Annotated in this window: 25 protein-coding genes, 2 tRNA genes, 2 pseudogenes and 1 riboswitch; of the genes and pseudogenes, 11 read left to right on the forward strand and 18 right to left on the reverse strand. The window is 64.2% G+C overall.

The annotated features are described in order from the left end of the window. The 3 genes and pseudogenes from ACN4F8_RS04440 to ACN4F8_RS04450 all read left to right on the forward strand — a co-directional run. Positions 1 to 138 (forward strand): annotated as a pseudogene (locus ACN4F8_RS04440) (amidohydrolase); the annotation flags it as partial. A 17-nt stretch (positions 139 to 155) separates the two neighbouring features. Then, positions 156 to 1,148 (forward strand): tripartite tricarboxylate transporter substrate binding protein, encoded by a 993-nt coding sequence (locus ACN4F8_RS04445; RefSeq protein ID WP_419472438.1) that lies wholly within the window; start codon positions 156 to 158, stop codon positions 1,146 to 1,148. A gap of 9 nt (positions 1,149 to 1,157) precedes the next feature. Further along, positions 1,158 to 1,252: riboswitch (glycine riboswitch) on the forward strand. Positions 1,253 to 1,419: 167 nt separating this feature from the next. Continuing rightward, positions 1,420 to 2,703: a D-amino acid dehydrogenase gene (locus ACN4F8_RS04450; protein WP_419472496.1), complete on the forward strand. Its 1,284-nt coding sequence runs from the start codon at positions 1,420 to 1,422 to the stop codon at positions 2,701 to 2,703. Here the strand turns inward: ACN4F8_RS04450 and ACN4F8_RS04455 are convergent. The 3 genes from ACN4F8_RS04455 to ACN4F8_RS04465 form a co-directional block, all read right to left on the reverse strand. Beyond that, positions 2,662 to 2,738: transfer RNA gene (locus ACN4F8_RS04455), tRNA-Arg, on the reverse strand. The two genes, ACN4F8_RS04450 and ACN4F8_RS04455, sit on opposite strands and share 42 nt — an antisense overlap. Positions 2,739 to 2,802: 64 nt before the next feature. Then, positions 2,803 to 2,879 (reverse strand) — tRNA-Pro (locus ACN4F8_RS04460). A 56-nt stretch (positions 2,880 to 2,935) separates the two neighbouring features. Further along, on the reverse strand, positions 2,936 to 3,640 hold the full coding sequence (locus ACN4F8_RS04465) for a glutathione binding-like protein (protein WP_419472439.1): 705 nt from the start codon (positions 3,638 to 3,640) through the stop codon (positions 2,936 to 2,938). Positions 3,641 to 3,707: 67 nt separating this feature from the next. Between ACN4F8_RS04465 and ACN4F8_RS04470 the strand changes: the two genes are divergently transcribed. Next, positions 3,708 to 4,373, forward strand: a complete 666-nt coding sequence (locus ACN4F8_RS04470; RefSeq protein WP_419472440.1) for a hypothetical protein — start codon at positions 3,708 to 3,710, stop codon at positions 4,371 to 4,373. Between the two features lie 22 nt (positions 4,374 to 4,395). On the opposite strand, the gene ACN4F8_RS04475 is transcribed toward ACN4F8_RS04470, so the two are convergent. The 5 genes from ACN4F8_RS04475 to ACN4F8_RS04495 form a co-directional block, all read right to left on the reverse strand. Then, positions 4,396 to 5,655: an acyl-CoA dehydrogenase family protein gene (locus ACN4F8_RS04475; RefSeq protein WP_419472441.1), complete on the reverse strand. Its 1,260-nt coding sequence runs from the start codon at positions 5,653 to 5,655 to the stop codon at positions 4,396 to 4,398. Between the two features lie 36 nt (positions 5,656 to 5,691). Next, complete coding sequence (locus ACN4F8_RS04480; protein WP_419472442.1) at positions 5,692 to 6,777, reverse strand: phosphotransferase family protein; 1,086 nt, start codon at positions 6,775 to 6,777, stop codon at positions 5,692 to 5,694. Between the two features lie 49 nt (positions 6,778 to 6,826). Next, on the reverse strand, positions 6,827 to 7,546 hold the full coding sequence (locus ACN4F8_RS04485) for a Crp/Fnr family transcriptional regulator (RefSeq protein ID WP_419472443.1): 720 nt from the start codon (positions 7,544 to 7,546) through the stop codon (positions 6,827 to 6,829). Positions 7,547 to 7,656: 110 nt separating this feature from the next. Beyond that, a complete protein-coding gene (locus ACN4F8_RS04490) occupies positions 7,657 to 8,436 on the reverse strand; it encodes an oxepin-CoA hydrolase, alternative type (RefSeq protein WP_419472444.1) in 780 nt (259 codons plus the stop codon). A gap of 1 nt (position 8,437) precedes the next feature. Next, a complete protein-coding gene (locus tag ACN4F8_RS04495) occupies positions 8,438 to 9,958 on the reverse strand; it encodes a 3-hydroxyacyl-CoA dehydrogenase (protein WP_419472445.1) in 1,521 nt (506 codons plus the stop codon). 163 nt (positions 9,959 to 10,121) lie between these two features. Between ACN4F8_RS04495 and ACN4F8_RS04500 the strand changes: the two genes are divergently transcribed. Further along, positions 10,122 to 12,155: a FimV family protein gene (locus tag ACN4F8_RS04500; RefSeq protein ID WP_419472446.1), complete on the forward strand. Its 2,034-nt coding sequence runs from the start codon at positions 10,122 to 10,124 to the stop codon at positions 12,153 to 12,155. 65 nt (positions 12,156 to 12,220) lie between these two features. Here ACN4F8_RS04500 and ACN4F8_RS04505 read toward each other — a convergent pair whose 3' ends face one another. The 3 genes from ACN4F8_RS04505 to lexA all read right to left on the reverse strand — a co-directional run bounded on the left by ACN4F8_RS04505 (position 12,221) and on the right by lexA (position 14,468). Further along, positions 12,221 to 13,228 (reverse strand): D-2-hydroxyacid dehydrogenase family protein, encoded by a 1,008-nt coding sequence (locus ACN4F8_RS04505; RefSeq protein WP_419472447.1) that lies wholly within the window; start codon positions 13,226 to 13,228, stop codon positions 12,221 to 12,223. A 44-nt stretch (positions 13,229 to 13,272) separates the two neighbouring features. Beyond that, positions 13,273 to 13,647, reverse strand: coding sequence for a hypothetical protein (locus ACN4F8_RS04510; protein ID WP_419472448.1), 375 nt, complete (start codon positions 13,645 to 13,647; stop codon positions 13,273 to 13,275). Between the two features lie 134 nt (positions 13,648 to 13,781). Continuing rightward, positions 13,782 to 14,468: a transcriptional repressor LexA gene (gene lexA, locus ACN4F8_RS04515; protein WP_419472449.1), complete on the reverse strand. Its 687-nt coding sequence runs from the start codon at positions 14,466 to 14,468 to the stop codon at positions 13,782 to 13,784. Between the two features lie 110 nt (positions 14,469 to 14,578). On the opposite strand from lexA, the gene ACN4F8_RS04520 reads away from it, so the two are divergent. Genes ACN4F8_RS04520 through ACN4F8_RS04530 form a run of 3 tightly spaced genes read left to right on the forward strand, consistent with a single transcriptional unit; the run spans position 14,579 to position 16,459 of the window. Beyond that, the gene (locus tag ACN4F8_RS04520; RefSeq protein ID WP_419472450.1) at positions 14,579 to 15,547 is read left to right on the forward strand and encodes an asparaginase; all 969 of its coding nucleotides are present in this window, start codon (positions 14,579 to 14,581) and stop codon (positions 15,545 to 15,547) included. A 1-nt stretch (position 15,548) separates the two neighbouring features. Beyond that, positions 15,549 to 15,968, forward strand: coding sequence for a hypothetical protein (locus ACN4F8_RS04525; RefSeq protein ID WP_419472451.1), 420 nt, complete (start codon positions 15,549 to 15,551; stop codon positions 15,966 to 15,968). Between the two features lie 11 nt (positions 15,969 to 15,979). After that, positions 15,980 to 16,459 carry a DUF6152 family protein gene (locus tag ACN4F8_RS04530; RefSeq protein WP_419472452.1) on the forward strand — a complete coding sequence of 160 codons (480 nt, stop codon included), beginning with the start codon at positions 15,980 to 15,982 and terminating at the stop codon, positions 16,457 to 16,459. A 58-nt stretch (positions 16,460 to 16,517) separates the two neighbouring features. Here ACN4F8_RS04530 and adk read toward each other — a convergent pair whose 3' ends face one another. The 6 genes from adk to ACN4F8_RS04560 form a co-directional block, all read right to left on the reverse strand. Then, on the reverse strand, positions 16,518 to 17,174 hold the full coding sequence (adk, locus tag ACN4F8_RS04535; RefSeq protein WP_419472453.1) for an adenylate kinase: 657 nt from the start codon (positions 17,172 to 17,174) through the stop codon (positions 16,518 to 16,520). A 157-nt stretch (positions 17,175 to 17,331) separates the two neighbouring features. Next, positions 17,332 to 18,114: a 3-deoxy-manno-octulosonate cytidylyltransferase gene (gene kdsB / locus ACN4F8_RS04540; protein WP_419472454.1), complete on the reverse strand. Its 783-nt coding sequence runs from the start codon at positions 18,112 to 18,114 to the stop codon at positions 17,332 to 17,334. Next, positions 18,111 to 18,317 (reverse strand): Trm112 family protein, encoded by a 207-nt coding sequence (locus ACN4F8_RS04545; RefSeq protein WP_419472455.1) that lies wholly within the window; start codon positions 18,315 to 18,317, stop codon positions 18,111 to 18,113. The genes kdsB and ACN4F8_RS04545 overlap by 4 nt, the downstream gene beginning before the upstream one ends. 39 nt (positions 18,318 to 18,356) lie before the next feature. Beyond that, complete coding sequence (lpxK, locus tag ACN4F8_RS04550; RefSeq protein WP_419472456.1) at positions 18,357 to 19,418, reverse strand: tetraacyldisaccharide 4'-kinase; 1,062 nt, start codon at positions 19,416 to 19,418, stop codon at positions 18,357 to 18,359. A gap of 25 nt (positions 19,419 to 19,443) precedes the next feature. Beyond that, positions 19,444 to 19,881 carry an ExbD/TolR family protein gene (locus ACN4F8_RS04555; RefSeq protein ID WP_419472457.1) on the reverse strand — a complete coding sequence of 146 codons (438 nt, stop codon included), beginning with the start codon at positions 19,879 to 19,881 and terminating at the stop codon, positions 19,444 to 19,446. A gap of 4 nt (positions 19,882 to 19,885) precedes the next feature. Beyond that, on the reverse strand, positions 19,886 to 20,527 hold the full coding sequence (locus ACN4F8_RS04560; RefSeq protein WP_419472458.1) for a MotA/TolQ/ExbB proton channel family protein: 642 nt from the start codon (positions 20,525 to 20,527) through the stop codon (positions 19,886 to 19,888). 349 nt (positions 20,528 to 20,876) lie between these two features. Here ACN4F8_RS04560 and xseA point away from each other — a divergent pair, with 349 nt between their 5' ends. From xseA to ACN4F8_RS04575, 3 genes and pseudogenes are all read left to right on the forward strand, one after another. Beyond that, complete coding sequence (gene xseA, locus ACN4F8_RS04565) at positions 20,877 to 22,184, forward strand: exodeoxyribonuclease VII large subunit (RefSeq protein WP_419472459.1); 1,308 nt, start codon at positions 20,877 to 20,879, stop codon at positions 22,182 to 22,184. Positions 22,185 to 22,284: 100 nt separating this feature from the next. Further along, positions 22,285 to 22,866 carry a superoxide dismutase gene (locus tag ACN4F8_RS04570; RefSeq protein ID WP_419472460.1) on the forward strand — a complete coding sequence of 194 codons (582 nt, stop codon included), beginning with the start codon at positions 22,285 to 22,287 and terminating at the stop codon, positions 22,864 to 22,866. Positions 22,867 to 23,104: 238 nt separating this feature from the next. Next, positions 23,105 to 25,341: pseudogene (locus ACN4F8_RS04575) on the forward strand (NADP-dependent isocitrate dehydrogenase). A gap of 27 nt (positions 25,342 to 25,368) precedes the next feature. Here the strand turns inward: ACN4F8_RS04575 and ACN4F8_RS04580 are convergent. Next, on the reverse strand, positions 25,369 to 25,818 hold the full coding sequence (locus ACN4F8_RS04580; protein ID WP_419472461.1) for a DUF192 domain-containing protein: 450 nt from the start codon (positions 25,816 to 25,818) through the stop codon (positions 25,369 to 25,371). Positions 25,819 to 25,822 lie beyond the last annotated feature (4 nt).

A 25,822-nucleotide genomic window follows, 5' to 3' on the forward strand; every position in this document is an offset into this window, starting at 1 on the left:
GGCAACGGCGCCGGTCAGGAGCCCGGCGCCTGCATGGTGCACAACCCCGCCTACGACTTCAACGACCACAACATCGCCACCGGCTCCGCCTACTGGATCGCGTTGGTGAACGAACTGCTTTCCCCCACCCACCCCTGAAACCACTGGAGACGCCCATGAACAGCCCCTTCAAGACCCTGATGGCCTCCGCCGCCATCGCACTGGCCAGCCTGTCGGGCGCGGCACTTGCGCAGAGTTACCCCAGCCGACCGGTGACGTTGATGGTTCCTTATCCGGCCGGTGGCCTGTCGGACGTGATCGCGCGCTCGGTGAACAACACGCTGGGCAAGCAGCTGGGCCAGCCCGTCGTCATTGAAAACCTGGGCGGCGCCAGCGGGTCGATTGCCGCGCAAAAAGTGCTCAACGGTGCCAGCGACGGCTACACCGTGTTCCAGGGCTCGCCCAACGAGCTGATCCTGGCCCCGCTGGCCATTGCTTCCATCAAGTTCAAGAGCGAAGACTTTCGTCTCGTGCAGATGATCGCCACCGCGCAGATCGCGTTTCTCGCCCGCAAGGATTTCCCCGCCAGCAACGTGGACGAGTTCCTCGACCAGGCCCGCAAGGCGGCGCAGCAGGGCCGGCCCCTGACCTACGCCAGCGTCGGCCCGGGCTCGTTCTACCACCTGCTCGGCGAGCACCTGTCCAAGGTCACCGGCATTCCCATGGTGCATGTGCCGTACAAGGGCGCGGCACCGGCCGAGCAGGATCTGCTGGCCAGCCAGGTCGACTTTTTCCTCGCGCCCTATGGCAAGAAGTACGACGACATGCACAAGAGCGGCCGCGTCAAGGTGCTGGCCATGCTCAACGGCGAGCGGCTGGAGAGCGTGAAAAGCTACCCCGCCATCACCGAGAGCACGCAGCTCAAGGACTTCACCTTCAACATCTGGACCGGTTACTTCGTGAAGAAGGACACCCCGGAGCCCGTGGTCAACGCATTGCACAAAGCCATCACCGAGACGCTGGCCGATCCCGGCGTGCACCAGGCGCTGGAGGCCAACAGCCAGTTGCTGGCCAAACCCCTGTCATTGAAAGCGGTGGACAAGGCCTACGCCGACGGCATCCAGCAGTTCCGGGCCATCGCAAAATCGATCCAGCTGCAGGCACAATAAGCGCTTCAAACACGTCGACCGGGAGAGACCGGCTTGCAGGACAAGCCGGCGCCGAAGGAGCAACCGCCCCGGAAACTCTCAGGCAAAAGGACCGGTCGACACGCATCACACTCTGAAGAGTGGCCGGGATTCGTCCCCCGGCCCACCGCAGGAGCAAGCCAGCCCCAAGGGCCGGTGAATCTCTCAGGTCACAAACAGAGGGGGTCATGGTCCGCACACGGTGTGCGGATCGTGTCCTCCATTGTTTGACGACTTTGCAAGCGAGATTCCCATGGCACACCTCATCGTCATCGGCGGCGGCATCACCGGCGTCACCAGCGCCTACGCCCTGGCCCGTCAGGGCCACCAGGTCACCCTGATTGAAAAACACCGCTACGCGGGCATGGAAACCAGCCATGCCAACGGCGGTCAGCTCTCGGCCTCCAACGCCGAGGTCTGGACCCATCCCTCCACCTTGCTCAAGGGCCTGAAGTGGATGTTCAAGGCCGACGCGCCGCTCTTGGTCAACCCCAAGCCCAGCTGGCACAAGCTCAGCTGGTTCGCCGAGTTCGTCGCCTCCATCCCGAAATACCGCAGCAACACCGTGGCCACCACGCGCCTGGCCATCGCGGCGCGCGAGCACCTGTTCGGCTGGGCCCGGGCCGAGGGCATCGACTTCGATTTGAAGCAGCAGGGCATCCTGCACATCTACCGCGACCGCACCGGCTTCGAGCACGCGGGCGAGGTGTCCAAATTGCTGAGCGAAGGCGGCCTGCCGCGCCGCGCCGTCACACTCGACGAGATGCGCGCCATCGAGCCCACGCTGCAAGGCGACTACTTCGGTGGCTATTTCACCGAGAGCGACAGCACCGGCGACATCCACAAGTTCACCCACGGCCTGAGCCAGGCCTGCGCCCGCCTGGGCGTGAAGCTCATGACCGGCCAGACGGTGGCCCGCGTGCGCAGCACCGGCACCACCGCGCAGGTGACGCTGGCCGACGGGCAGGTGGTGAACGCCGACGCCGTGGTGATCAGCGCCGGCGTTCACAGCCGCGCGCTGGGTGCCCAGCTTGGCGACCGGCTCAACGTCTACCCGGTCAAGGGTTACTCCATCACCGTGATGCTGAACGACGAGCAAAGCCAGGCCGCTGCGCCGCAGGTGAGCCTGCTGGACGACGAAACCAAGCTGGTGACCAGCCGATTGGGCCTGGACCGTTTCCGCGTGGCTGGCACCGCCGAGTTCAACGGCATCAACCACGACATCCGCGCCGACCGCATCCGGCCATTGGTGGATTGGGTGAACCAATGTTTTCCCGGGGTGAGCACACGCCGGGTGGAGCCTTGGGCAGGTCTGCGACCCATGATGCCGAACATGATGCCGCGCGTGGGTGCAGGCCGACAGTCCAACGTGTTCTACAACACCGGGCATGGCCATCTGGGTTGGACGTTGTCGGCCATCACGGCTCACCAGCTGGGCGAGCATGTGGCCCAGTGGGAGCGCTCGCGTACGCCACACGGCGTGGCCGTGTCGGGATGGCCTGCCCGGAGGGACTCGAACCCCCGACCTGCTGCTTAGAAGGCAGCTGCTCTATCCGGTTGAGCTACGGGCAGACAGATAACCGGCAGCACACAGAAAAAAGGCCCACAGAGTGGGCCTTTTTCTTTTCTTGATGAATGGTCGGAGCGGCGGGATTCGAACTCGCGACCCTCTGCTCCCAAAGCAGATGCGCTACCAGGCTGCGCTACGCTCCGACTAAGCTGCGAATTGTACCTGCTGAAATGCCGGGTTCTGAACTGGACCCCAACTTTCAGCGTTTTTCGTACTGCGTTTTGCCAAACAGGATGTCGCGGGACTTGTCGTCGGTGAGCGGTTTGCGGGCATCGGCGAGCACCGCCACACCGCGTTGCACAGCGGGGCGGGCCGCGATCTTGTCAAACCAGACCTTGAGGTGTGGGTAGTCCACCCAGTCGATGCCCTGGTTCTGCCAGCTGCGCAGCCAGGGAAAAATGGCGATGTCGGCGATGCTGTACTGGTTGCCAGCGATGAACTTCTGATGTTCCAGCTGTTTGTTCATCACACCGTAAAGGCGTTTGGCTTCGTTGGTGTACCGGTTGACGGCGTACTCGATCTTCTCGGGTGCGTAGATGCGGAAGTGGTGCGCCTGGCCCAGCATCGGCCCCACGCCGCCCATCTGGAACATCAGCCACTCCAGCACCTTGAACTTTGCGCGATCGGACTTCGGCAGAAATTTCCCCGTCTTGGCCGCCAGGTACAGCAGGATGGCGCCCGACTCGAACAGGCTGATGGGCTTGCCGTCCGGGCCATCGGAGTCGACCAGTGCCGGGATCCTGTTGTTCGGGCTGATCTTCAGAAATTCGGGCTTGAACTGGTCGCCCTGACCGATGTTGACGGCATGGACTTGCCAGTCTCGACCCAGTCGCAATCCACATTCTTCGAGCATGACGTGGACCTTGTGGCCGTTGGGAGTGGGCCAAGAGTGGACATTGATCATCAAATCGGCCTTTCTGTGAGGGCTTGCCATGCGCAAGTCGCCGCACTCTAAGGTAAAACGCAAAACCATGTTCGCTGACTTCCCCAATGTCTTGATCCCATCGCCGTGGAGGCGTGCTCGCTCGGCGCCGCTGGCCAAATGGGCGCACGACCATGCACTGAGTTTCAACCCCCGGGTGGGTGGTGCGTACGCGCTTGCTGGCCGATGGCAGGATCGCCCGGTGCGCATCCAGTGCCTGGAGACCTCTCGCCCTTTCATTCAAGGCATGGAGCTGATGGCGCGCGCCGACCTGGGCCTCAAACAAGAGGGCAATGTGGTGGTGATGAACCGCAGGCTCAAAGAGGTGCTTGAGGCGCAATCGCGCGCACTCTATTCACAGTACACAGACGATCTGCAAACCATGGCTGGCGTGGTGCCCGACGAAGTCCGGTGGCTGTCCATGTACCGGGATGCCGGCTGGGCAGGGCCTGATCGGGGGTTCTGGGCTCGTTACGCGGTGCTCACCGATGCGCCCGAGATGGCCAGACGCTGGATCGACAGCGAGACCGAACAGCGGCTGATGGATTGGCCCGAGCCAGTTTCTGACGAGACCCCGGTGATGCTCATGCTGCAGCGCGGCAAGACCTACATGCGCATGCAGATCGACCGCAAAGGTGACACAGGCACCGCTTTGCACGCCTTCGGCCTGTTCGACCGGGCCAGCCAGCGGGCACTGGAGATGGCTGCCCGCTGAACAGCCAGCGGGCAGGGCGCGCTCAGGAGCCGCGCGTGATGGGCATCTCCACCTCGGTTTTCACGAGCATGTGTTTGGCCAGTTCCAGTTTGGCGATCGACATGCGGTGCACCTCGTCCGGGCCGTCGGCCAGACGCAGCGTGCGCTGGTTGGCATAGCTGTAGGCCAGCGGGAAATCGTCGCTCACGCCACCACCGCCGTGCGCCTGGATGGCCATGTCGATGATGTCGCAGGCCATGTTGGGCGCCACCACCTTGATCATCGCGATCTCGGCCTTGGCCACCTTGTTGCCCACCGTGTCCATCATGTAGGCGGCCTTGAGCGTGAGCAGGCGCGCCATTTCAATGCGGCAGCGTGCATCGGCCAGACGCTCGTGCCAAACCGACTGGGCCGACACCGGTTTGCCGAAAGCGACGCGGCTGTTGAGCCGCTTGCACATGAGCTCCATGGCGCGCTCAGCCGCGCCGATGGAGCGCATGCAGTGGTGGATGCGCCCGGGGCCCAAGCGACCTTGCGCGATCTCGAAACCACGGCCTTCGCCCAGCAGCAGGTTGCCCACCGGCACGCGCACGTTCTTGAGCAGCACCTCCATGTGGCCGTGCGGTGCGTCGTCGTAGCCGAACACCGAGAGCGGACGCACGATGGTCACGCCTTGGCTGTTGGCCGGCACGATGATCATCGACTGCTGTGAATGGCGCGGCGCATCGGGGTTGCTCTTGCCCATGACGATGTAGACCGCGCAGCGTGGGTCGCCCGCACCCGACGACCACCACTTGCGCCCGTTGATCACGTACTCGTCGCCATCACGCTCGATGCGGCATTCGATGTTGGTCGCGTCGGACGAGGCCACGTCGGGCTCGGTCATCAGGAAGGCCGAGCGGATCTCGCCGCGCAGCAGCGGCTCCAGCCACTGGTCCTTGAGTTCTTCGCTGGCGTAGCGCTCGAAGGTTTCCATGTTGCCGGTGTCGGGGGCCGAGCAGTTGAACACCTCGGCGGCGAACGGCACGCGGCCCATGATCTCGCACATGGGTGCGTATTCGAGGTTGGACAAACCTTGTGGCGCGCGCGGGCTGCGCGGCAGGAACAGGTTCCACAGGCCGGCGGCCTGGGCCTTGGGCTTGAGCTCTTCAATGATGGTGGTCGGAATCCACGCATTGCCCTTGGCGCGGTTGGCCGCGATCTCGGCAAAGAAGCGCGCTTCGTTCGGATAAATGTGCTCGTCCATGAACGCCAGCAGGCGCTCGCGCATGGCCTTGACCTTGTCGGTGTAGTCGAAATTCATCGTGTCTCCTGTGGGTGATCGGGTGTTTGAAACGGTTCAGTTGCCGCTGGCGAATCGCCAGGCCATCTCGGCCATGGGGCGGGCGCCGGCGGCGGACTTGACCGCCTGGTCGCTCGATGCCGTGCCGGCCTCGACCCGCTTGGCAATGCCTTGCAGGATGGCCCCAAGGCGGAACATGTTGTAGGCGAGGTAGAAGTTCCAGTCGGCCTTGAGCTGCGCGGGTTGGGCGATGCCGGTGCGTTCGCAGTACAGCGCGATGTACTCGTCTTCCGTGGGAATGCCCAGCGCTTTCACGTCGAGCCCGCCGATGCCGCGAAACAGGCCGGGCGGGATGTGCCAGGACATGCAGTGGTAGCTGAAGTCGGCCAGCGGATGGCCCAGGGTGGAGAGTTCCCAGTCGAGCACCGCGAGCACGCGCGGCTCTTCGCTGTGGAACATCAGGTTGTCGAGCCGGAAGTCGCCGTGCACCACCGAGAGCATGGACTCGTCGCGCGCCATGGCCGGAATGTTGTTGGGCAGCCAGGCCATGAGCCGGTCCATCTCGGGGATGGGCTGGGTGATGGAGGCCACGTACTGCTTGCTCCAGCGACCGATCTGGCGCTCGAAGTAGTTGCCCGGTTTGCCGTAGCCGTCCAGGCCGATGGCCAGTGGCTTGACGGTGTGCAGCGCCGCGATGACGCGGTTCATCTCGTTGTAGATATCGCTGCGTTGTTCGTTCGTCATGCCGGGCAGCGACTGGTCCCACAGCACACGCCCGTTGACGCACTCCATGATGTAGAACGCGCGACCGATCACCGACTCGTCTTCGCACAACACGTGCATCTGCGCCACCGGCACGCCGGTGCCGTGCAGCGCACTCATCACGCGGAATTCGCGTTCGATGGCATGGGCCGAGGGCAGCAGCTTGGCCACCGGGCCGGGCTTGGCGCGCATCACGTAGGCGCGCTGCGGCGTGATGAGCTTGTAGGTGGGGTTGGACTGACCGCCCTTGAACATCTCCACCGTGAGCGGACCTTCAAAACCCGGCAGGCGGCTCTGCAGCCAGGTGGCCAGCGCGGCTTCGTCGAACGTGTGTTGGCCCGAAACGGCGCGGGTGCCGGTGAAATTCTGGGTGTCGCTCATGCGTGAAGGCCTTGGTGTGAAGTGGGAGAGGAGGCCCTCACGCAGAGCCTCAGGACTCGGCTTCCGCGATGCGCATCAGCATGTCCCGGTTGCGCACCACGAGCCCGCCCTGTTCGATGCGGATCGCATCGTCGCGCTCCATCGACTTGAGTTCCTGGTTGACCCGCTGGCGCGAAGCACCGAGCAGTTGAGCCAGTTCTTCCTGCGCCAGCTGCAAACCGATGCGCATCTCGCTGCCGTCGGACAGGCAAGGCACACCGTAGCTGCGCACCAGATGCAGCAGCTGTTTGGCCAGGCGCGCGCGCAGCGGCAAGGTGTTGAGGTCTTCCACCAGGCCGAAGAGCGTGCGGATGCGCCGCGCCTGCAGGCGCATCAGCGCTTCGTACAGCTCCACGTGGGAGCTCAGGATCTTCTGAAAATCGGTGCGCGCCACGCACAAGAGCGTGGTGGGTCCATGGGCATAGGCGTCGTGCGTGCGCTGGTCGCCGTCGAACATCGCCACGTCGCCAAACCACACGCCCGGCTCCACGTAGGTCAGCGTGATCTGCTTGCCCGAGAGCGAGGTGGAGCTCACGCGCACGGCACCCTTGGCCACCGCCGTCCATTCGGAGGGTGGATCGCCGCGGGCAACGATGAGATCGCTGTCCTTGAATCGCTTGACGTAAGCGCATCGGAGTATGTCGTGCCGCAGGGAAGGAGAGAGGGTGGAGAACCAGCGACCACTGTTGATCGCCTCGCGTTCTTCCATTGTCAGAATCGGTTCGTCCATGGGCTGTCTTTTGAGTGACTGGAAAGTCGATGATTGTCGCCACTGGGACGTGGCAACAGGCTCAGGGTATGCGCGCAGAGGCTCCGCGCGGGCCGCATTTCAGCGGCGGTTCAACGGTATTGCGCGGGCCGCTTGTTGATGAAGGCGTCGATGCCTTCGCCCGCGTTGGCGTGGTGCAGGTTGCGCACGAAGTGATCGCGCTCGGCGCCCAGCTGCGCGTGCAGCGGCGCGGTGGGCGCGTCGTTGGCCAGCTCCTTGATGCTGGCCAGCGCGTTCGGGGCGCGCGCGTTGAGGCGCTCGCACAGCGCCAGCGCATCGGTGAGCGCTTCGCCGGTGGCGCTCACGGTGTTGATCACGCCGAGCTGCTGCAGGCGTTCAGCGCCGATGCGGTCGCCGCACATCAGCAATTGCAGCGCCGTGGCGCGGGGCAGGGCACGCATGAGGCTCCAGCTGGCGCCGCCGTCGGGCGACAGACCCACGTTGCTGTAGGCCATGACGAACACGCTGCTGTGCGCGGCCACGACCATGTCGCAGGCCAGCGCGAGCGAGAAGCCAGCGCCGGCGCAGGAGCCTTCAACCGCCGCCACCACCGGTTTGGGAAACGCGCGGATGGTCTCGATCCAGTTGTGCAGGCCTTCGATGCTTTGCGCCTGCACTTCGTGCGGCTGCTGTCGGTTGGCCAGCAGGCGCTGCAGGTTGCCACCGGCGCAGAAGTGGTTGCCCTCGCCGGTGATCACCACGCTGCGCACCTCGGGGCTGCTCTCGGCCACGTTGAGCGCTTCCACACCCGCGGCGTACATGTCGGGGCCCAGCGCGTTGCGGTGCTCGGGGTTGCTGATGGTCAACACCATGGTCTGGCCATGGCTGTGGCTCTTGAGGCTCGCGGTCATGTCAGGCTTCCTCGTGCGTGAGGCTCAGGCCCAGTGCGCCACGGCGGCGCAACCAGGGGGAAGGGCGGTAACGCGGGTCGCCGTAGACCGTCTGCAGGTTGAACAGGATCTCCAGCATGTTGGTCGGGCCGATGCGGTCGCCCATGGCCAGCGGACCCATGGGGTAACCCAGACCCAGCGTGACGGCCACGTCCAGATCGGCGGGTGAGCAGACACCCTGCTGGCACATGTCGGCCGCGATGTTGACGATGGTGGCCACCACGCGCTGCGTGACGAAACCGCCGCTGTCGCGGATCACGCTGACCGCCTTGCCGTCGCGCGCAAACAGTGCGTGTGCCGCCTGCGCCATGTCGGGGCGCGTGGCGGGGTTGGTGGCCAGCACCCGGCGTTTCACGGAAGCATCGTCCAGCATCATGTCGATGCCCACGGTGCGCGTGGCGTCCAGCCGCTCCACCGCAGCCAGCGTGGTCACGTCCAGGCCCAGCGGCGCCACCAGGATCAGCGCGGCAGAAGAGGGCGCCGCCGCGGTTTCGATCTGCGCACCCAGGTCTTTGAGCAGTTGGTAGAGCTCGCCGCGCCGCGCCGCCTTGGGCGACACCCACACCGGCGGCATCTCGGCCACCACCGGCGCAGCGGGCTCTGCCGGCACCTGGGCCACGCCCTGGTCGTAGGCATAAAAACCTTCGCCCACCTTCTTGCCCACCACGCCGCCAGCCAAGCGCTGTGCGGTGATCACGCTGGGGCGGTAGCGGGGTTCTTCAAAGTACTGGTGGTAGATCGACTCCATCACCGGGTGTGACACGTCCAGCGCGGTCAGGTCCATCAGCTCGAACGGGCCGAGACGAAAGCCCATCTGGTCTTTCAGGATGCGGTCGATGGTGGCGAAGTCCGCCACGCGCTCGCCCACCACCCGCAGCGCCTCGGTGCCGTAGCCGCGCCCGGCGTGGTTCACGATGAAGCCCGGCGTGTCCTGCGCGGTCACGGGTGTGTGGCCGAACTGGCGGGTGAAGTCGGTCAGGCCCTGGCACACCGATGTGCTGGTCTTCAGGCCGGCGATGACTTCGACCACGCGCATCAGCGGCACCGGGTTGAAGAAGTGAAAGCCAGCCAGTTGCGCGGGGCGTTTGAGCGGCGCGGCAATGGCGGTGATCGACAGGGACGAGGTGTTGGTGGCCAGCACCGCCTCTGGCCCGACGATGCCTTCGAGTTCACCGAAGAGGCGCTGCTTGACGTCGAGCCGCTCGACGATGGCCTCAACGACCAGATCGCAGGGAGCGAGGTCGTTCAAGGCACTGGCCAGTTGCAGGCGGTCCACGCAGGCCTGCATCTGCTCGGCCTGCATCTTGTTTTTGTTGACCAGGGTCTGCCAGGTGTTGTGCAGTGCATCACGGGCTGCAAGTGCTGCGCCCGGCTGAACATCGAACAGCCAGACCTGACTGCCCGCCTGTGCCGCCATCTGGGCGATGCCGCGGCCCATGGCGCCGGTTCCAACAATGCCCGTGTTCTGAAAGATGGGTTGCATAAGTGTGTTGTATTTGGAATGAGAGCTTCTGGAGCTATGACAGAATCGCCCAACGAACGAAAGAAGGAAGTCTGGCGTGCGCAAGTACTGGACAGGTTGTATTTTGCTATCAACTGCCCTGAGCAGCTCCGCCGTGACCCTCGGGCGGCACAGTGGCGCCGCCATGATCGGACGCGCACTTGATGTTCGGGTGCAGGTGCTGTTGTCTCCCGGCGAGGATCTCGCCAACCTCTGCATCGAGACAGACGTGTTCTACGGCGACACCCAGGTTTCGGCAAACCTCGTGCGCACTTCGCCACAAAAGACCGCGCCAGATGCGGAAGCGTCGGTCCGGATTCAGTCCAGCCTGCCAGTCAACGAGCCCTTTGTCACGCTCTATGTGCGAGCCGGATGCGGCACGCAATTCACGCGCCGTTTCGTGTTGTTGGCCGATCTGGTCAACGAGCCGGTTGCAGCGGCGGTGGCGCCTTCGGCCGTGGCGGCAACTGCGGCCCGAGCGCCGGCAGTGGCCAATGTCCCCGGTGCGCCTTCAGCGTCCGCTTCATCATCTGCTCCCGCGCCTGCCGCAGGACAGACCCCGGGAGCGGCGCAACCCCGACCGGCAGCGCCAGCCCGCGCAGATGCACCCGCGCAGCGCCCCGCCTCGGTGGTGCGCCGTGCCCCTGCCAAGCCGCCTGTGGTGGCGGCGCCCCGGTTGCAGCTGGATCCGATCGACCTCACCACCGGCATTGAACGGGACCCCACGCTCAAACTCTCGCCTTTGCTGCTCAGCGAGCCCAGTGCGTCCGAAGAAACACGCGCAGCAGCCGCCTTGCTCTGGAAAAGTATCAACGCCTCGCCCGAAGACATCTTGCGCGATGCACAAAAGGTCTCTGCACTGGAGTCCGAGGTGGCGCGGCTGCGCCAGGAACAGGCACAGTCCCAGGCCGCGCTGGGCGATCTCAACTCACAGCTTGAGCAATCGCTGGCCCAGCGCTACCAGAACTGGCTGGTGTATCTGCTGGGAGCCTTGCTGCTGTTGGCCCTGCTGGCTGTGCTCCTGATGTCACGCCGCCGTCAGGTGGCCGTGGTTCAAGGCTCCGAAGCTTCTCGGGCTTGGTGGGCGCCCGAGGAAGAGGAGAAAACCGTGTTGGTGCCGCTGGAGTCTGAGGACGGCACGTCCAAGGCGCCATCGGGCTTCACGCCGCTGGGCGGCGGTGTTGACCTGGATCTTGACCTCGACCAGGATTCGTCGTTCGACGCCTTGACCCGCGCCAACGAAAACGCATTGAAGCTCAAGGCTCCGGGAGCCCAAGAGGATGCAGCAGCCCCGCTGTCGGCTCGCGATCGCCGGGAGTTCTCCACCAGCGCGATGAGCGTGTCCCGTTCGGTGGCCACCGAAGAGCTGTTCGACGTGCAGCAGCAAGCCGATTTCTTTGTGTCCCTGGGAGAGGACGAGCAGGCCATTCAGGTGCTCAAGGACCATCTGGCGGAAAGCCACGAACCCAGCGCACTGACGTATCTGGACCTGTTCCACATCTACCACCGGCTCGGACGGCGCGGCGACTATGAGAACTTGCGCGAAGAGTTCAACCACGTGTTCAACGCGGGAGCGCCACCGTTTGACAGCTACTCCCAGCGCGGCAGGGGGCTCGAGGCGTACGAAACCGCGTTCAGCCGCATCCAGGCGCTGTGGCCAGAGCCCAGGGTGCTCGATCTCATCGAGCAGTCGATCTTTCGTGACGCCACCGACAGTGCCTCCGAGGTGTTCGACCTGGAGGCGTATCGCGAGTTGCTGATGCTGCATGCCATCGCCAAAGACCTCATCAGGCCTGACGCAGCAGCCCCGCGCGCGGTGGGCGATTTTCAACACACGGCCATGCAGCCGCTCAAGGCGGCTGACAAGCAGATGCCCCGGGTGAGCGCATCCCTGCACGACGCCTCGGAGCGCCATACCCAGCCCATGGGCCTGGATCACATGCATCCAGCTTCTTCCCGCCTGGGCCTGGACATCAACCTGGACGACTTCTCGGAGATGGACGGCTTTGAGGCCTCGTTGGCGGAGGTGAGCGAGCCAGTGGAGCTTTCGGCCAAACCAACGCAGCCGGCAGATTTTGAGATCCGGGAAGCGGATGGCAATCTCATCGATTTCGAAGTGCTTGATTTCGACCTGCCGAGTGAGGCAGATCGCTCGAGCCAGTCGGGCAAGAAGAGCTGAGCGCTTCGCCGGGGTTTAAAAAGAAACGCCGCAGATGCGGCGTTTCTTTTCAGATGGGTTGCCGCTCAGCGGCGAACCTGCAGCGCGCCAGGATTCACGATGTTGGTGGGCGTGCCCTTGATGAAATTGACCACGTTGTCGAAGGCGGACGAGAAGTACTGTTCGTAGCTGTCCTGCTCCACATAGCCGATGTGGGGGGTGCAAATGCAGTTCTCCAGCCGCAGCAGCGCATGTCCTTGCAGGATCGGTTCGGATTCGAACACGTCGACCGCCGCCAGCCCCGGGCGCCCCCGGTTGAGTGCAGCCAGCAAGGCCTCGGGTTCGATGAGTTCCGCGCGCGAGGTGTTCACCAGCAATGACGTGGGTTTCATGCGACCCAGGTCCTCCAGCGTGACGCAGCCTGCGCTCGTGTCGCTCAGCCGCAAATGCAGGGAAAGCACGTCGGCAGAGGCAAAAAAGGATTCCCGGTTTTCTGCGGCTGCGAAGCCATCGGCCACAGCCCGTGCGCGCGATGCCTCGCTGCCCCAGACCATCACCTGCATGCCGAAAGCGCGTCCATACCCGGCCACCAACTGGCCGATACGGCCATAGCCCCAGACGCCGAGCGTCTTGCCTCCCAACACCATGCCGACACCAAAATTGGTCGGCATGGCTGCCGACTTGAGCCCCGCTTGCTGCCAGGCGCCGTGCTTCAGGTTGGACACATATTGGGGAATCCGGCGCATTGACGCCATGACCAGTGCCCAGGTGAGTTCGGCGGTGGACACGGGCGACCCCACGCCCTCGGCGACTGCGATACCTCGCTCAGTGCAAGCCGCCACGTCCAGGTGAGCGCCCACGCGCCCCGTCTGGGCGATGAGCTTGAGTCGGGGCAGTTTTTCGATGAGTTGGCGAGAAATCTGGGTGCGTTCGCGGATCAGCACCAGCACATCGGCGTCACGCAGCCGGATCGACAGTTGCCCGACCCCCTTGACGGTGTTGGTGAATACCTTGGCGGGGTACGGCTCCAGTTTTTCGGCGCATTTCAGCTTTCTGACCGCGTCCTGATAGTCGTCAAGAATCACTATGTTCATGGGCGTATTGTGCCCGCGCGCCTCGCGCGATTGCCCCTGCCGCCTCAGGCGACGCGTGCCATGGAGGCCTGCTCCAGTGCGGCGAGCCGGTCCAGTTCGGCACACACGTCGTTGATGGGGCCGGATATGACAAGACGCATGGCGGGGCGTTTCACAGTCCGACCGTCGGCCTGACGCAGGACACGGACGCGGCATGAAGCCGAGGCCATCGGTTCAGCCGTCGCGTGCTGGTGTGTCTGCAGCGCAGCGCTGTTGGCGGCTTCGCGGTTCAGCCAGCCGGCGCGTGCAAAGCGCTGCATCGCCTTGACCGCCACAGACGAGACGGCTGGACGAGATTGGGGTCGGGTCGGCAATGGCAGCCAGCAGTCGATCAACTGCAAAGGGGCGCGCCACGTGTTGGTGTTGAAGATTTTTCCCATGCGAAACTCCAGAGAGGGGTTGAACACAGGCAGGATTGCAAGGAAGTCGCCAACGCAGGGATGTGTCCACGAGACGAGCGGAATGCCCGTCGGACCAAACGCCCGCCACCTGCTGAGGCAACGTGACCCGGGGGTCAGACTTGAAAACTGTTGCGGATGAGGCCCACCGCGAGACCTTCGATCTCGAACGGCTCACCGGGCTCGACCACGATGGTCTTGTAGTCGGGGTTCTCGGCGTGCAGCTCGATGAGGTTTTGCCGGCGCATGAAGCGCTTGACCGTCACATCGTCACCCAGGCGGGCCACCACGATCTGGCCGTTCTTGGCTTCCTTGGCCGATTTCACCGCCAGCAGATCGCCGTCGATGATGCCGACGTCGCGCATGGACATGCCGCGCACCTTGAGCAGGTAGTCGGGCTCGCGCTGGAACAGGCTGCGCTCGACGTGGTAGGTCTGGTCCACATGCTCTTGCGCGAGGATGGGCGAGCCAGCGGCCACACGGCCGATCAGGGGCAGCATGAGCTGGGCCAGGCTGGGGAGCGGGAGTGTAAGCTGGCGCCCGCGCGAATCGTTGATGGAGCGGAGGTCTTCGCTTCGCAGGCGGATACCGCGCGAGGTGCCACTGACCAGCTCGATGACCCCTTTGCGTGCCAGGGCCTGCAAATGCTCCTCGGCCGCGTTGGCCGACTTGAAGCCCAGTTCGCTGGCGATTTCGGCCCGCGTGGGGGGTGCGCCGGTGCGGGCAATGGCGGTCTGGATGAGTTCCAGGATCTGCTGTTGCCGGGCGGTGAGCTTGGGCGGGGTGGCGGGCATGTCTAGCATGTGAACCTCATCGTGGTGGATGCCTCACCGGGCGGGGTATCCGATCGGTGTGTCACTGTTTTCTTATCCAGTATCTGTATTTTTAACCAGTTCAAAGGACTTGGCAAGTGGTGAATGCAAACCAGGTGCGCCGCCTCGTGGTTTTGGGCACGGGCGGCACGATTGCCGGACGGGCAGCCCAGGCAAACGACAACGTGGGTTATGTGGCCGGGCAGGTGGCGGTGAGCGATCTCGTGGCCATGGTTCCGGCGCTGTCAGCTTGTCCGGTCGATGTGGAGCAGGTGGCACAGATCAACAGCAAGGACATGGTGCTCGGCGTGTGGCAGGCGCTGGCCGCGCGGGTGGCTGCTCATCTGGATCGGCCCGAGGTGGCCGGCATCGTGATCACGCACGGCACCGACACGATTGAGGAAACCGCGTACTTGCTGCAGACGCTCTTGCGGCCTTCCAAACCGGTGGTGCTGACGTGCGCAATGCGGCCGTCCACGGCGCTGGTGCCCGACGGGCCGCAGAACCTGAGCGATGCGGTGGCCGTGGCCTTGCATCCTGGGGCTCAAGGCGTGGTGGTTGTGTGCGCCGGGCGGATCCATGGCGCGATGGACGTGGCCAAGGTGCATCCCTACGCCACAGACCCTTTCGATTCGGGTGATGCGGGCGTGCTGGGTTGTGTCGAAGAGGCGCAGCTGCGCATGTTCAGGTCGTGGCCCCAGTCGGCGCCCGAGGGCACCCATGACGCCGCAGCGCTGCAGCGGCTCCTGAGCGCTGCTGCGCTGCCGCGCGTGGAGCTGATCTTCAGCCATGCCAACGCCGACGGCGAAGTGGTGCGCGCATTGCTCGGACACCATGCGGCGGCTCGGCTGAGCGGCATCGTGGTGGCTGGCACCGGCAACGGCACTGTGCACGACGACTTGCTGCGAGCGCTGAAACAAGCGCAGGCCAGCGGCGTCGAGGTGGTGGTGGCCAGCCGCTGCGCCTTCGGTCGAGTGGTGCCTCACAGCGCTCAACCGTTGCCCGATTCTGCTGGCCTCTCGCCCGTGAAGGCGCGTCTGGCGCTTGCGTTGCGGCTGCTGGAGGCCTGAGGTGCTGGTCGCTCTGGGTGCCCACCCCTGGGCTTATCCGATGCTGGAGGTGGTGCACCTGATCGGCGTGGCCCTGATCCTGGGCAATCTCGTCCTGCTGGAGCTGCGCGTGTTCGGCTGGGCTTCGGCCTTGTCGATCGAGCCGCTGGCCCGGCTGAGCTTGGGATTGGTGGGGCTTGGATTTGGTCTGGCGGTGGTGACGGGTTTGTTGATGTTTGGCACCCAACCCGGGGAACTGTTGGCCAACCGCGTGTTCACAGCGAAGATGGCGCTGATCATGTTGGCTGGTTGCAATGCCGGCTGGTTTCATGCACGCCGTTCGCTGCAGCTCCAGGACATCACGGCCCGCGCGAGCATGGTTTTGTCTCTGTTGATCTGGATCCTCGTGATCACCTGCGGGCGCTGGATTGCTTACGTTTGAAGGAGAACCCCATGCAACGACGTGAATTTGTTCAGGTGGCCGCCGCGCTGGGATGGAGCGGTGTTGCCACCGGCGCGCTGGCCCACCACGGCTGGAGCAGCTTTGACCAGAGCCGACCGATCTACCTGGAAGGCAAGGCCACCAATGTGAGGTGGCGCAATCCGCACGTTGAACTGTCGCTGGAGCTGCCCGAAGCCTTGCGTGTGCCTGCCGATCTGGCTCAGCGCGCATTGCCTGCACAGACTGCCGGTGTGGATGGGCCCGCGCTGCTGGCCAAGGCGGTGGTGCCCACGCGACGTGATCGGCGCTGGGAAGTCGAGTTGGCGCCGCTGTTTCGCCTGGGTCAGTGGCAGATGCCCGAGATCAAGAATGGCGAGACGCTCTCTCTGGTGGGCTTCACCTTCAAGGATGAAGCGGGAGAGCCTGTCGTGCGGGCCGAGTATGTGTTCCTGGGTGGCAAGGTGTATGGGTTGCGTTCCAGTCCAGCCTGATGCGTAACGCCCAACAAAAAACCGGCTCAAGGCCGGTTTTTTGTTGGGCGCAACCCGCTTACTTCGACAACGCTTCGAAGGCCCGCGCCGTGATGTCTTCCACCGAGCCCATGCCGCTGATGGCGCGGTACCGGGGCGCAGCCGCTGCATCGGTGCGCGCCCAACTGCTGTAGTAGTCCACCAGCGGGCGGGTCTGTGCGCTGTAGACCTCCAGCCGCTTCTTCACGGTTTCTTCCTTGTCGTCTTCGCGCTGGATGAGCGGCTCGCCGGTCACGTCGTCCTTGCCCTCTACCTTGGGTGGGTTGAACTTCACGTGGTAGGTGCGGCCCGAAGCAGGGTGCGAGCGGCGACCGCTCATGCGCTCGATGATCGCGTCGAAGGGCACATCGATCTCCAGCACGTAGTCGAGCTTGACGCCAGCCGATTTCATGGCGTCAGCCTGGGGAATCGTGCGAGGGAAGCCGTCGAACAGGAAGCCGCCCGTGCAATCGGGTTGTGCGATGCGTTCCTTCACCAGATTGATGATCAGGTCGTCGCTGACCAGACCACCGGATTCCATCACCGCTTTGGCTTGCAATCCCAGCGGCGTACCGGCCTTGACGGCGGCTCGCAGCATGTCACCGGTGGAAATCTGGGGGATGCCGTACTTCTGGCAAATGAACGTCGCCTGCGTTCCTTTACCGGCTCCCGGCGCGCCCAACAAAATCAGTCTCATCGCTTTCCTTCTTTGATGTTTCAATGGCTTGGCCGCTTGTCTCGAGCGGCCGCCCCTGGGCGTGGGGCCGGGGCGACCGTTTGAGGATAGCATGCACATCCCCGCGTCCGGCTTACGGCGCATGGCCCCGAAAAAGTCTGCCCGGCAGGGTATCGCGTCAGTCTTGTGCGAGCAGTCGCCGGACCCGTTCGAGGTCTTCTGGTGTGTCCACGCCGCTGCCTGGCGCTGCTGCACTCATGTGCACCGCAATGCGCTCGCCGTGCCACAACACCCGCAGCTGTTCCAGCGACTCGGTGAGCTCCAGTGGCGCGGGCTCAAGGCCGGGGAAGCGGCGCAGGAAACCTGCGCGATAGCCGTACACGCCGACATGGCGAAGGGGTGGCGGTGAGGGCAGCGCGCCAGCCGAGCCGTGTGCCATGCCATCTCGCCACCAGGGAATGGGCGCGCGGCTGAAATACAGTGCGGTCCGGCGTTGGTCCATGACCACCTTGACCACGTTGGGGTTCAGGAAGTCGGCCAGCTCGTCGATGGTGTGGGCGGCTGTGCTCATGACGCAATCGGGTCTGGCGTGCAGCTCTTGCGCCACCGCATTGATGAGGTCCGGCTCGATCAGAGGCTCGTCACCTTGCACGTTGACCACCACCTCGTCGTCGGCCAGGTCGAGCAGGGAGCAGGCTTCCGCCAGTCGGTCACTGCCACTGGCATGGTTGACGCGGGTCAGGATCGCGCTCACGCCGTGGGCTTCACAGGCTTGCACGATGCGAGCATCGTCTGCCGCCACCACGCAGCGGTGGGCGGCGCTGCGTTGCGCCTGCCTCGCCACCCGCACCACCATGGGCAGACCGGCGATGTCGGCCAGGGGTTTGTCGGGAAGCCGCGTGGAAGCCAGGCGGGCCGGGATCAGAACGGTGAAGCCGCTGGGGACTTCGCGCGAACTCATGGCAGTGGCGTGGGTGCGTTGGGCCGCGCAGCCTCTTCTTCGGTCAATGGACGGGCCTCGTGCTCCAGCAGGATGGGAATGCCGTCGCGCACGGGGTAGGCCAGACGCGCACTGCGGGAGAGCAGTTCCTGGGTCTCGCGGTTGAAGATCAATGGCCCTTTGGTGACGGGGCAGACCAGCAGTTCGAGCAGTTTGGTGTCCATCTGCGGATGATAGTCGCGCGCCAACCCGGCTGCGCCAATTCAGGGTGCGCGCAAGCGTTCCTGCAGGCGCTGGGTGAGCGCGCGGAAGAAGGCGGGGTCTGGTGTCATTTCCAGAGGTACAGCCCACACCTTCGGACTTCGGTTTGCTGGCGTGTGTGCCAGCAAGGGGCGCAGTTTGACGGCATCTTTTTCGGTGCAGATCAGGGTTCGCTCAGGGTCCTGCAGCAGCGCGGCGTAGTCGGCCGCCTCGGCATGGTCGGGCAGGCCCACCTCGTTTTCTGGCTGCACGCCCGCTGCACGCAGCATGTCAAAAAAAACGGAGGGCCTTGCGATACCGGCCACCGCGGTCAGTCGGTGAGTGCGCAGCGTTTGCAATGGCATTCGCTCCCCGTCTGGTCCCACTGCGTGGGAGGCAAGCCGTCGCGTTGCATTGAACTGCTGTGCCCCTGGCGCGTTGATCAAGGTCGTTGCTGGTGTGTCCTCCCGGTGCTGCAGCAGCACCAGGTCCTTCGCCGGACTTTGGCGCGGCCATGCCTCACGCAGCAGCCCAGCGGGCAGCAACCAGCCATTTCCCGTGCCACGGTCGTCAAACACAACCACTTGCACATCGCGGTGCAGCGCCCAATGCTGCAAGCCGTCGTCGCACACGAGAACGTTGACCTCCGGGTGGGCGTCCAGCAAGGCATGTGCCGCAGCGACCCGGCTCGCAGCCACAAACACGGGGACACCGGTGCTCCCATGAACCAGGGCGGGTTCGTCACCGCTGTCGTCGGGGGGGGTGTCGGCGGTGACGTCGACCACTTCGCGGCTGCGACGCCCATGACCACGAGACACCACACCGGGTCGCCAGCCCTGATCGCGCAAGTGGTTGACGACGGCAATCACCGTGGGGGTTTTGCCCGCGCCGCCCACCACCACATTGCCGATCACGATCACGGCCACCCTGACACGGTGGATCTTGAAAACACCCAGTGCGTACAGTGTCCTGCGAAGCGTCATCAGACCGGCATACGCCAGCGATACCGGCCAGAGCAGGCAGGCCAGCCAACCGCGCTGCTGTGACTGCACCAACCACAGCGCCTGCCAGTTTGACCGACTCATCGGCGCTCGGTCGGGCGTTTGTCCGTCAGGGCCTGCCACGGGCCGAGGCGGTGCCCGTTTGCTGGGTGGCAAACGTGATCTGCACCAGGCCCGCGCGCCGGGCCGCGTCCATCACGTTGATGACCGACTGGTGGGTGGCCTGGGCATCGGCGCTGATGATGATCACCGTCTCGGCGTTGCCTTGCGAGGCCTGGCTCAGTGCGCTGGTGAGCAGCTCGACGCTGGCGCCTTCGAGCACCTGCTTGTTGATCGAGTAGCGCCCGTCGCTGCCGACCGCCACCACAACCTCTTGCGTGTTGGTCTTGGGCGCCTGCGCATCCGCTACCGGCAGATTGACCTTGAGTTCGGTGAATTTGCTGTAGGTGGTGGTCAGCACGAGGAAGATGAGCACCACCAGGAGGATGTCGATGAACGGGATCAGGTTGATCTCGGGCTCATCGCGGGTTCCGGGACGGAAATTCATGGCCTCAGTGCTTGCGCAGGTTCAGCAGGTGTCGGGCAAACCGCTCCGCAGCCAGTTCCAGACTGAGCAGGTAGTCGTCAACCCGGGCGCGGAAATAGCGCCAGAAGATGAGGGCGGGGATGGCCACGATCAGACCGAACGCGGTGTTGTAGAGGGCGATCGAGATGCCTTGCGCCAGTTGGGCCGGGTCGCCCATGCCCGGGACCCCGCCAACGCCAGCGGTTCCCTGCGACCCGAAGATCTCGATCATGCCGATGACGGTGCCCAGCAGGCCGAGCAAGGGCGCAGCCGACGCGATGGTGGCGAGTGCGCCGAGGTAGCGCTGCAGTTGCGCTGCTGCCTGGCGGCCCGCGCCTTCCAGGCTGGCGCGCAGGTCGTCTTCGCTGGCGCGCGGGTTGCTGTTGAAGGTGCGAAAGCCGCTGGCCAGCACGGCGCCGAGCACGGAGTTCTGTTCGAGCTGGGTCACGACGTCCGGTCCAGGCACGCCATTGCGTGACACCATGATGGCTTCGTCCAGCAGTTTGGGGGGGATGATCTTGGCTGTTTTGAGACTGACGAACCGCTCGATGACGAGGGCCAATCCGATGACGGAACAGAGGATCAGTGGCCAGATGGGCCATCCGGCGGCTTGTATGATGGAAAGCAAGTCTGGGCTCCAGTCGGGTGCCGCCGGGTCGTGCGGCGCAAAACAGTCCGGCGATTATGTCTCAGGGGTGGTGCCCTCTCGGCGATACAGCCCCCAACCCCGTACCCTATCGGTCTCGAACGGCGCGCTGCTTCGTGCACAGATTCTGTGGATAACTTTGTGAAGAACCCGGCGCGCTTGTGCCGCGCACCCGCGCAGTGCCTCACTTTCAACAAAACGATCAGCAAACAGGCAGTGCAAAAAGCTTCTGAATCAATGCGCTGTGCGCCCCAGCCCGTCCAGGCAAGTGCTCGCCACAGACAGGCCAGTGTTCATGCGGCCTGTGGACACTTTTGCCCGGGAGACCCACGTGTCTGAGCCGTTTCAGGGGTCGGACGCCCCATCGACGGGGCGTGTGTGGGCGGTTGGCCCGCTCATGCGAGCAGTGGCGGACACGCTGGCCGCACGGTTCAACCCGGTGGCGGTGCGCGGCGAGATTTCCGGCTTTTCGCGCGCGGCCAGCGGCCATTGTTATTTCTCCCTGAAAGACGAAACCGGGCAGGTGCGCTGTGCGCTGTTTCGCCGCTCGGCCGAGCAGCTCACGTTTGCGCCGCGGGATGGACAACTCGTGCAGGCGCGAGGCAAGCTCGATGTGTACGGTGCACGTGGCGAGCTGCAACTGATCGTGGACACCTTGCAGCCGGCCGGGCAGGGCGCGCTGTTCGAGCAGTTCCTTCGACTCAAGGCCCAACTGGAGGCCGAGGGCTTGTTTGAGGCCGCACGCAAGAAGCCGCTGCCCGCCCAGCCGCGCAGCATCGGCGTGGTCACCTCCATGGGAGCCGCCGCCTTGCGCGACGTGGTCACAGCCCTGCGGCGGCGGGTGCCCCATGTGCCTGTGGTGATTTACCCGGCGTCGGTGCAGGGTGCACAAGCCCCGGCTGAGCTGTGCACAGCCCTGCAGACCGCCTACCGTCGCCACGCCGAGACCGGTGAGAGCGAGGTCTTGTTGCTGGTGCGCGGTGGCGGATCGCTGGAAGACCTATGGTCGTTCAACGACCCCGAGCTCGTTCGCCTCATGGCGCGCTCACCGATGCCGGTGATTTGTGGTGTGGGGCACGAGACCGACTTCACCCTGGCCGACTTTGTGGCCGATCTGCGGGCACCCACGCCCACCGCTGCCGCCGAACTCTGTGCTCCTGCGCGTGAACAACGCCTGGGCGAACTCGACTATCTGCAGGAGCGGCTGGGTGCGGGTGTCCTCAGCATCGTTGACCAACGTGGCCAGCGGCTGGATCGGCTGGCGCAGCGCATGGGGCGACCGTCTGCCCGGCTGCACGACAGCCAACAGCAGCTCAACCGTTTGCAGCATCGCCTGCAGGGTGGCTGGATGCTGGGCTCGCAGCAGCGGCGCAGCCGGCTGCAGGTTCTGGAGAACCAGCTCCCGAGTGCGTTGCAGCGATCGTTCAAACGGCAGCAGGAGCGTCTGCACCGTTGCGAACTGTCGCTGGGCCTGCTAGATCCCCAGCTGGTGCTGGAGCGCGGCTACGCCTTTCTCACCGATGCTCAAGGACTGGCGGTGACGCGGGCGGCGCAGGCGCAGGCCGGGCAGGCACTCACCGCCACACTGGCCGATGGCACCCTGGACGTTCGGGTGGAGCCCGACATTCAGAAACCCTGACACCGTCGCTGCACACACGCGTGCCTACAATCGCCTGCTGATCGCAGGCGCGCCCAGCCCGGCGGCAAGCTTCTCAACAACAGCACTCACGAGGAACCCCATGGAACACACCCTGCCCGCATTGCCCTACGCCCTGGACGCCCTGGCCCCCCACTACAGCCGCGAAACGCTGGAGTTCCACCACGGCAAGCACCACAACGCGTATGTGGTCAACCTCAACAACCTGCAAAAAGGCACTGAGTTCGAAGCCATGGACCTCGAGTCCATCGTCAAAAAATCCAGCAGCGGCATTTACAACAACTCCGCGCAGATCTGGAACCACACCTTCTTCTGGAATTGCATGAAGCCCAACGGCGGCGGTGAGCCGTCCGGCGCGCTGGCCGCGGCCATCACCGCCAAGTGGGGCAGCTACGCCGCCTTCAAGGAAGCCTTTGTGAAGTCCGCTGTGGGCAACTTCGGCTCTGGCTGGACCTGGCTGGTGAAGAAGGCCGACGGCTCGGTCGACATCGTCAACATGGGCGCCGCTGGCACCCCGCTGACCACGGGCGACAAGGCCCTGCTGACGGTGGATGTGTGGGAGCACGCCTACTACATCGACTACCGCAACGCCCGCCCCAAGTTCGTGGAAACCTTCCTCGACAAGCTGGTGAACTGGTCGTTTGCCGAAGCCAACTTCGCCTGAGCAACGGCTTCACAGTGACAGGGCCCGGAGCGCGAGCTTCGGGCCCTTTTTGCTGGTGGCGATCCGGAAAAAGAAATCAGATATTTCGTCGCGATTTTTGCATGGTGAGATAGTGGTTCAAAAAATGGGGTTTGAATCAGGTTCAGGAAAGCAAAATCACATACGGTTCGACGCCACCCGCCGCAGACAGCGTGCCGGACGCTTCGAAGACCTCAGCCCAACAATTTGGAGATACGCGATGAGCAGCCAGCAACCCACCATCATTTACACCCTGACGGACGAAGCCCCTCTGCTGGCGACCAGCGCGTTCCTGCCCATCATCCGCACCTTCGCCGCGCCTGCCGGCATCAATGTCGCCACCAGCGACATCTCCGTGGCCGCCCGTGTGCTGGCCGCGTTTCCCGAATGCCTGACCGAAGCGCAGCGCGTGCCTGACCATCTCGCCGAGCTCGGCAAGCTCACGCTCAAGCCCGAAGCCAACATCATCAAGTTGCCCAACATCAGCGCCTCGGTGTCGCAACTGGTGGCCTGCATCAAGGAACTGCAAGCCAAGGGCTACAAGATTCCGGACTACCCCGAGAACCCAAAAACCGACGAAGAGAAAGAGCTTCGGGCGCGCTATTCAAAGTGCACCGGCAGCGCGGTCAACCCGGTGCTGCGCGAAGGCAACTCGGACCGCCGCGCACCCCGGGCGGTGAAGGAATACGCCCGCAAGAACCCGCACAGCATGGGCGAGTGGAGCCAGGCCTCGCGTTCGCATGTGTCGCACATGCACGCAGGCGACTTCTACCACGGTGAAAAGTCCATCACGCTGGACAAGGCGCGCGACGTGAAGATGGAGCTGATCACCAAAAGCGGCCAGACCATCGTGCTCAAGTCCAAGGTGTCTTTGCTCGATCGCGAAATCATCGACTCCATGTTCATGAGCAAGAAGGCCTTGCTGGAGTTCTACGAAAAAGAGATCGAGGACGCTCACAAGACCGGCGTGATGTTCTCGCTGCATGTGAAGGCCACCATGATGAAGGTCTCGCACCCCATCGTGTTCGGTCACTGCGTGAAGATCTTCTACAAGGACGCGTTCGAGAAACACGGCAAGCTGTTCGACGAGCTGGGTGTGAACGTCAACAACGGCATGGTCGACCTGTACAACAAGATCGCCACGCTGCCGCAAAGCAAGCAAGACGAGATCAAGCGCGACCTGCACGCCTGCCACGAAGGCCGCCCCGAGCTGGCCATGGTCGACTCGGCCAAGGGCATCACCAACTTCCATTCGCCCAACGACGTGATCGTGGACGCCTCCATGCCCGCCATGATCCGCAACAGCGGCAAGATGTGGGGGGCCGACGGCCGCCTGAAGGACGTGAAGGCCGTGATGCCCGAGTCGACCTTTGCCCGCATCTACCAGGAGATCATCAACTTCTGCAAATGGCACGGCGCCTTCGACCCCAAGACCATGGGCACCGTGCCCAACGTGGGCCTGATGCACAGCAGGCCGTGGAATACGGCTCGCACGACAAGACCTTCGTGATCACCGAAGTCGGTGTGGCCAACATCACCGATCTGGCCACCGGCGAAGTGCTGCTGAGCCAGAACGTGGAGCAGGGCGACATCTGGCGCATGTGCCAGGTGAAGGACGCTGCCATCCGCGACTGGGTCAAGCTGGCCGTGAGCCGTGCGCGCAACTCCGGCATGCCGGTGGTGTTCTGGCTCGACCAGTACCGCCCGCACGAGGCGCAGATGATCACCAAGGTCAAGATGTACCTGCACGAGCACAACACGGCGGGCCTGGACATCCAGATCATGAGCCAGGTGCGCGCCATGCGTTACACGCTGGAGCGCGTGATCCGTGGGCTGGACACCATCAGCGCCACCGGCAACATCTTGCGCGACTATTTGACCGACCTGTTCCCCATCATGGAACTGGGCACCAGCGCCAAGATGCTGTCCATCGTGCCGCTGATGGCCGGCGGTGGCATGTACGAAACCGGTGCCGGTGGCTCGGCGCCCAAGCACGTGCAGCAACTGGTGGAAGAAAACCACCTGCGCTGGGACTCACTCGGCGAGTTTCTGGCACTGGCTGTGTCCATGGAAGACCTGGGTCTGAAGACCGGCAACCTGCAGGCCAAGGTGCTGGCCAAGACGCTGGATGCCGCCACAGGCAAGCTGCTGGACAACAACAAGAATCCCTCACCCAAAACCGGCCAGCTCGACAACCGGGGCAGCCAGTTTTACCTGGCGTTGTACTGGGCGCAGGAACTCGCCGCGCAAACCGACGACCCGGCGCTGGCCGCCCGGTTTGCGCCGCTGGCCAAACAACTGACCGACAACGAGAAAACCATCGTGGCCGAGTTGGCCGCCGTGCAAGGCCAGCCGGTGGACATCGGCGGTTACTACAGGCCCGACTTCGACAAGCTCGAATCCATCATGCGGCCGAGCAAGACCTTCAACGCGGCGCTGGCCTCTGTTCAGGCCTGAAGGCTGCGTGTGAGTCGATGAAGCGGCCTACCGTGTGAACGGTGGGCCGCTCAGCTTTGAGCCGGCCTTCAGGCCGCGCTTGTCAAACCAGCCCTTGTTCATCTCCAGCACGAAGCGCACCGGCTTGGTGGAGCAATGCGAAGCCAGGCTCTGCGGTTGCATGTCGGCCAGGTTGACGATGGTGCCGTCGTCCGACACAAACGCCGCCGTCAGCGGGAGCAGGGTGTTCTTCATCCAGAAACATTGCTCGGAGGGCTGCTCGAAAGCAAACAGCATGCCTTCGTTGACCGGCATTTCCTTGCGAAACATGAGGCCGACTGCCCGCTGCTGTGGTGTGGCAGCCACCTGCGCGTTGATCAGGTGCATGCCGGCCGACAAGGTGACTCTGGGGAGTTGCAACTGAGGTGCTTCCTGGGACCATGCCGTTGCGGTCACAAGGGCCAGCAGGCACAGCAGGCGGATGGACAGTTTTTTCATGCAG

It is taken from the genome of Hydrogenophaga sp. (genome assembly GCF_048549895.1).
Classification (GTDB): domain Bacteria; phylum Pseudomonadota; class Gammaproteobacteria; order Burkholderiales; family Burkholderiaceae_C; genus Hydrogenophaga.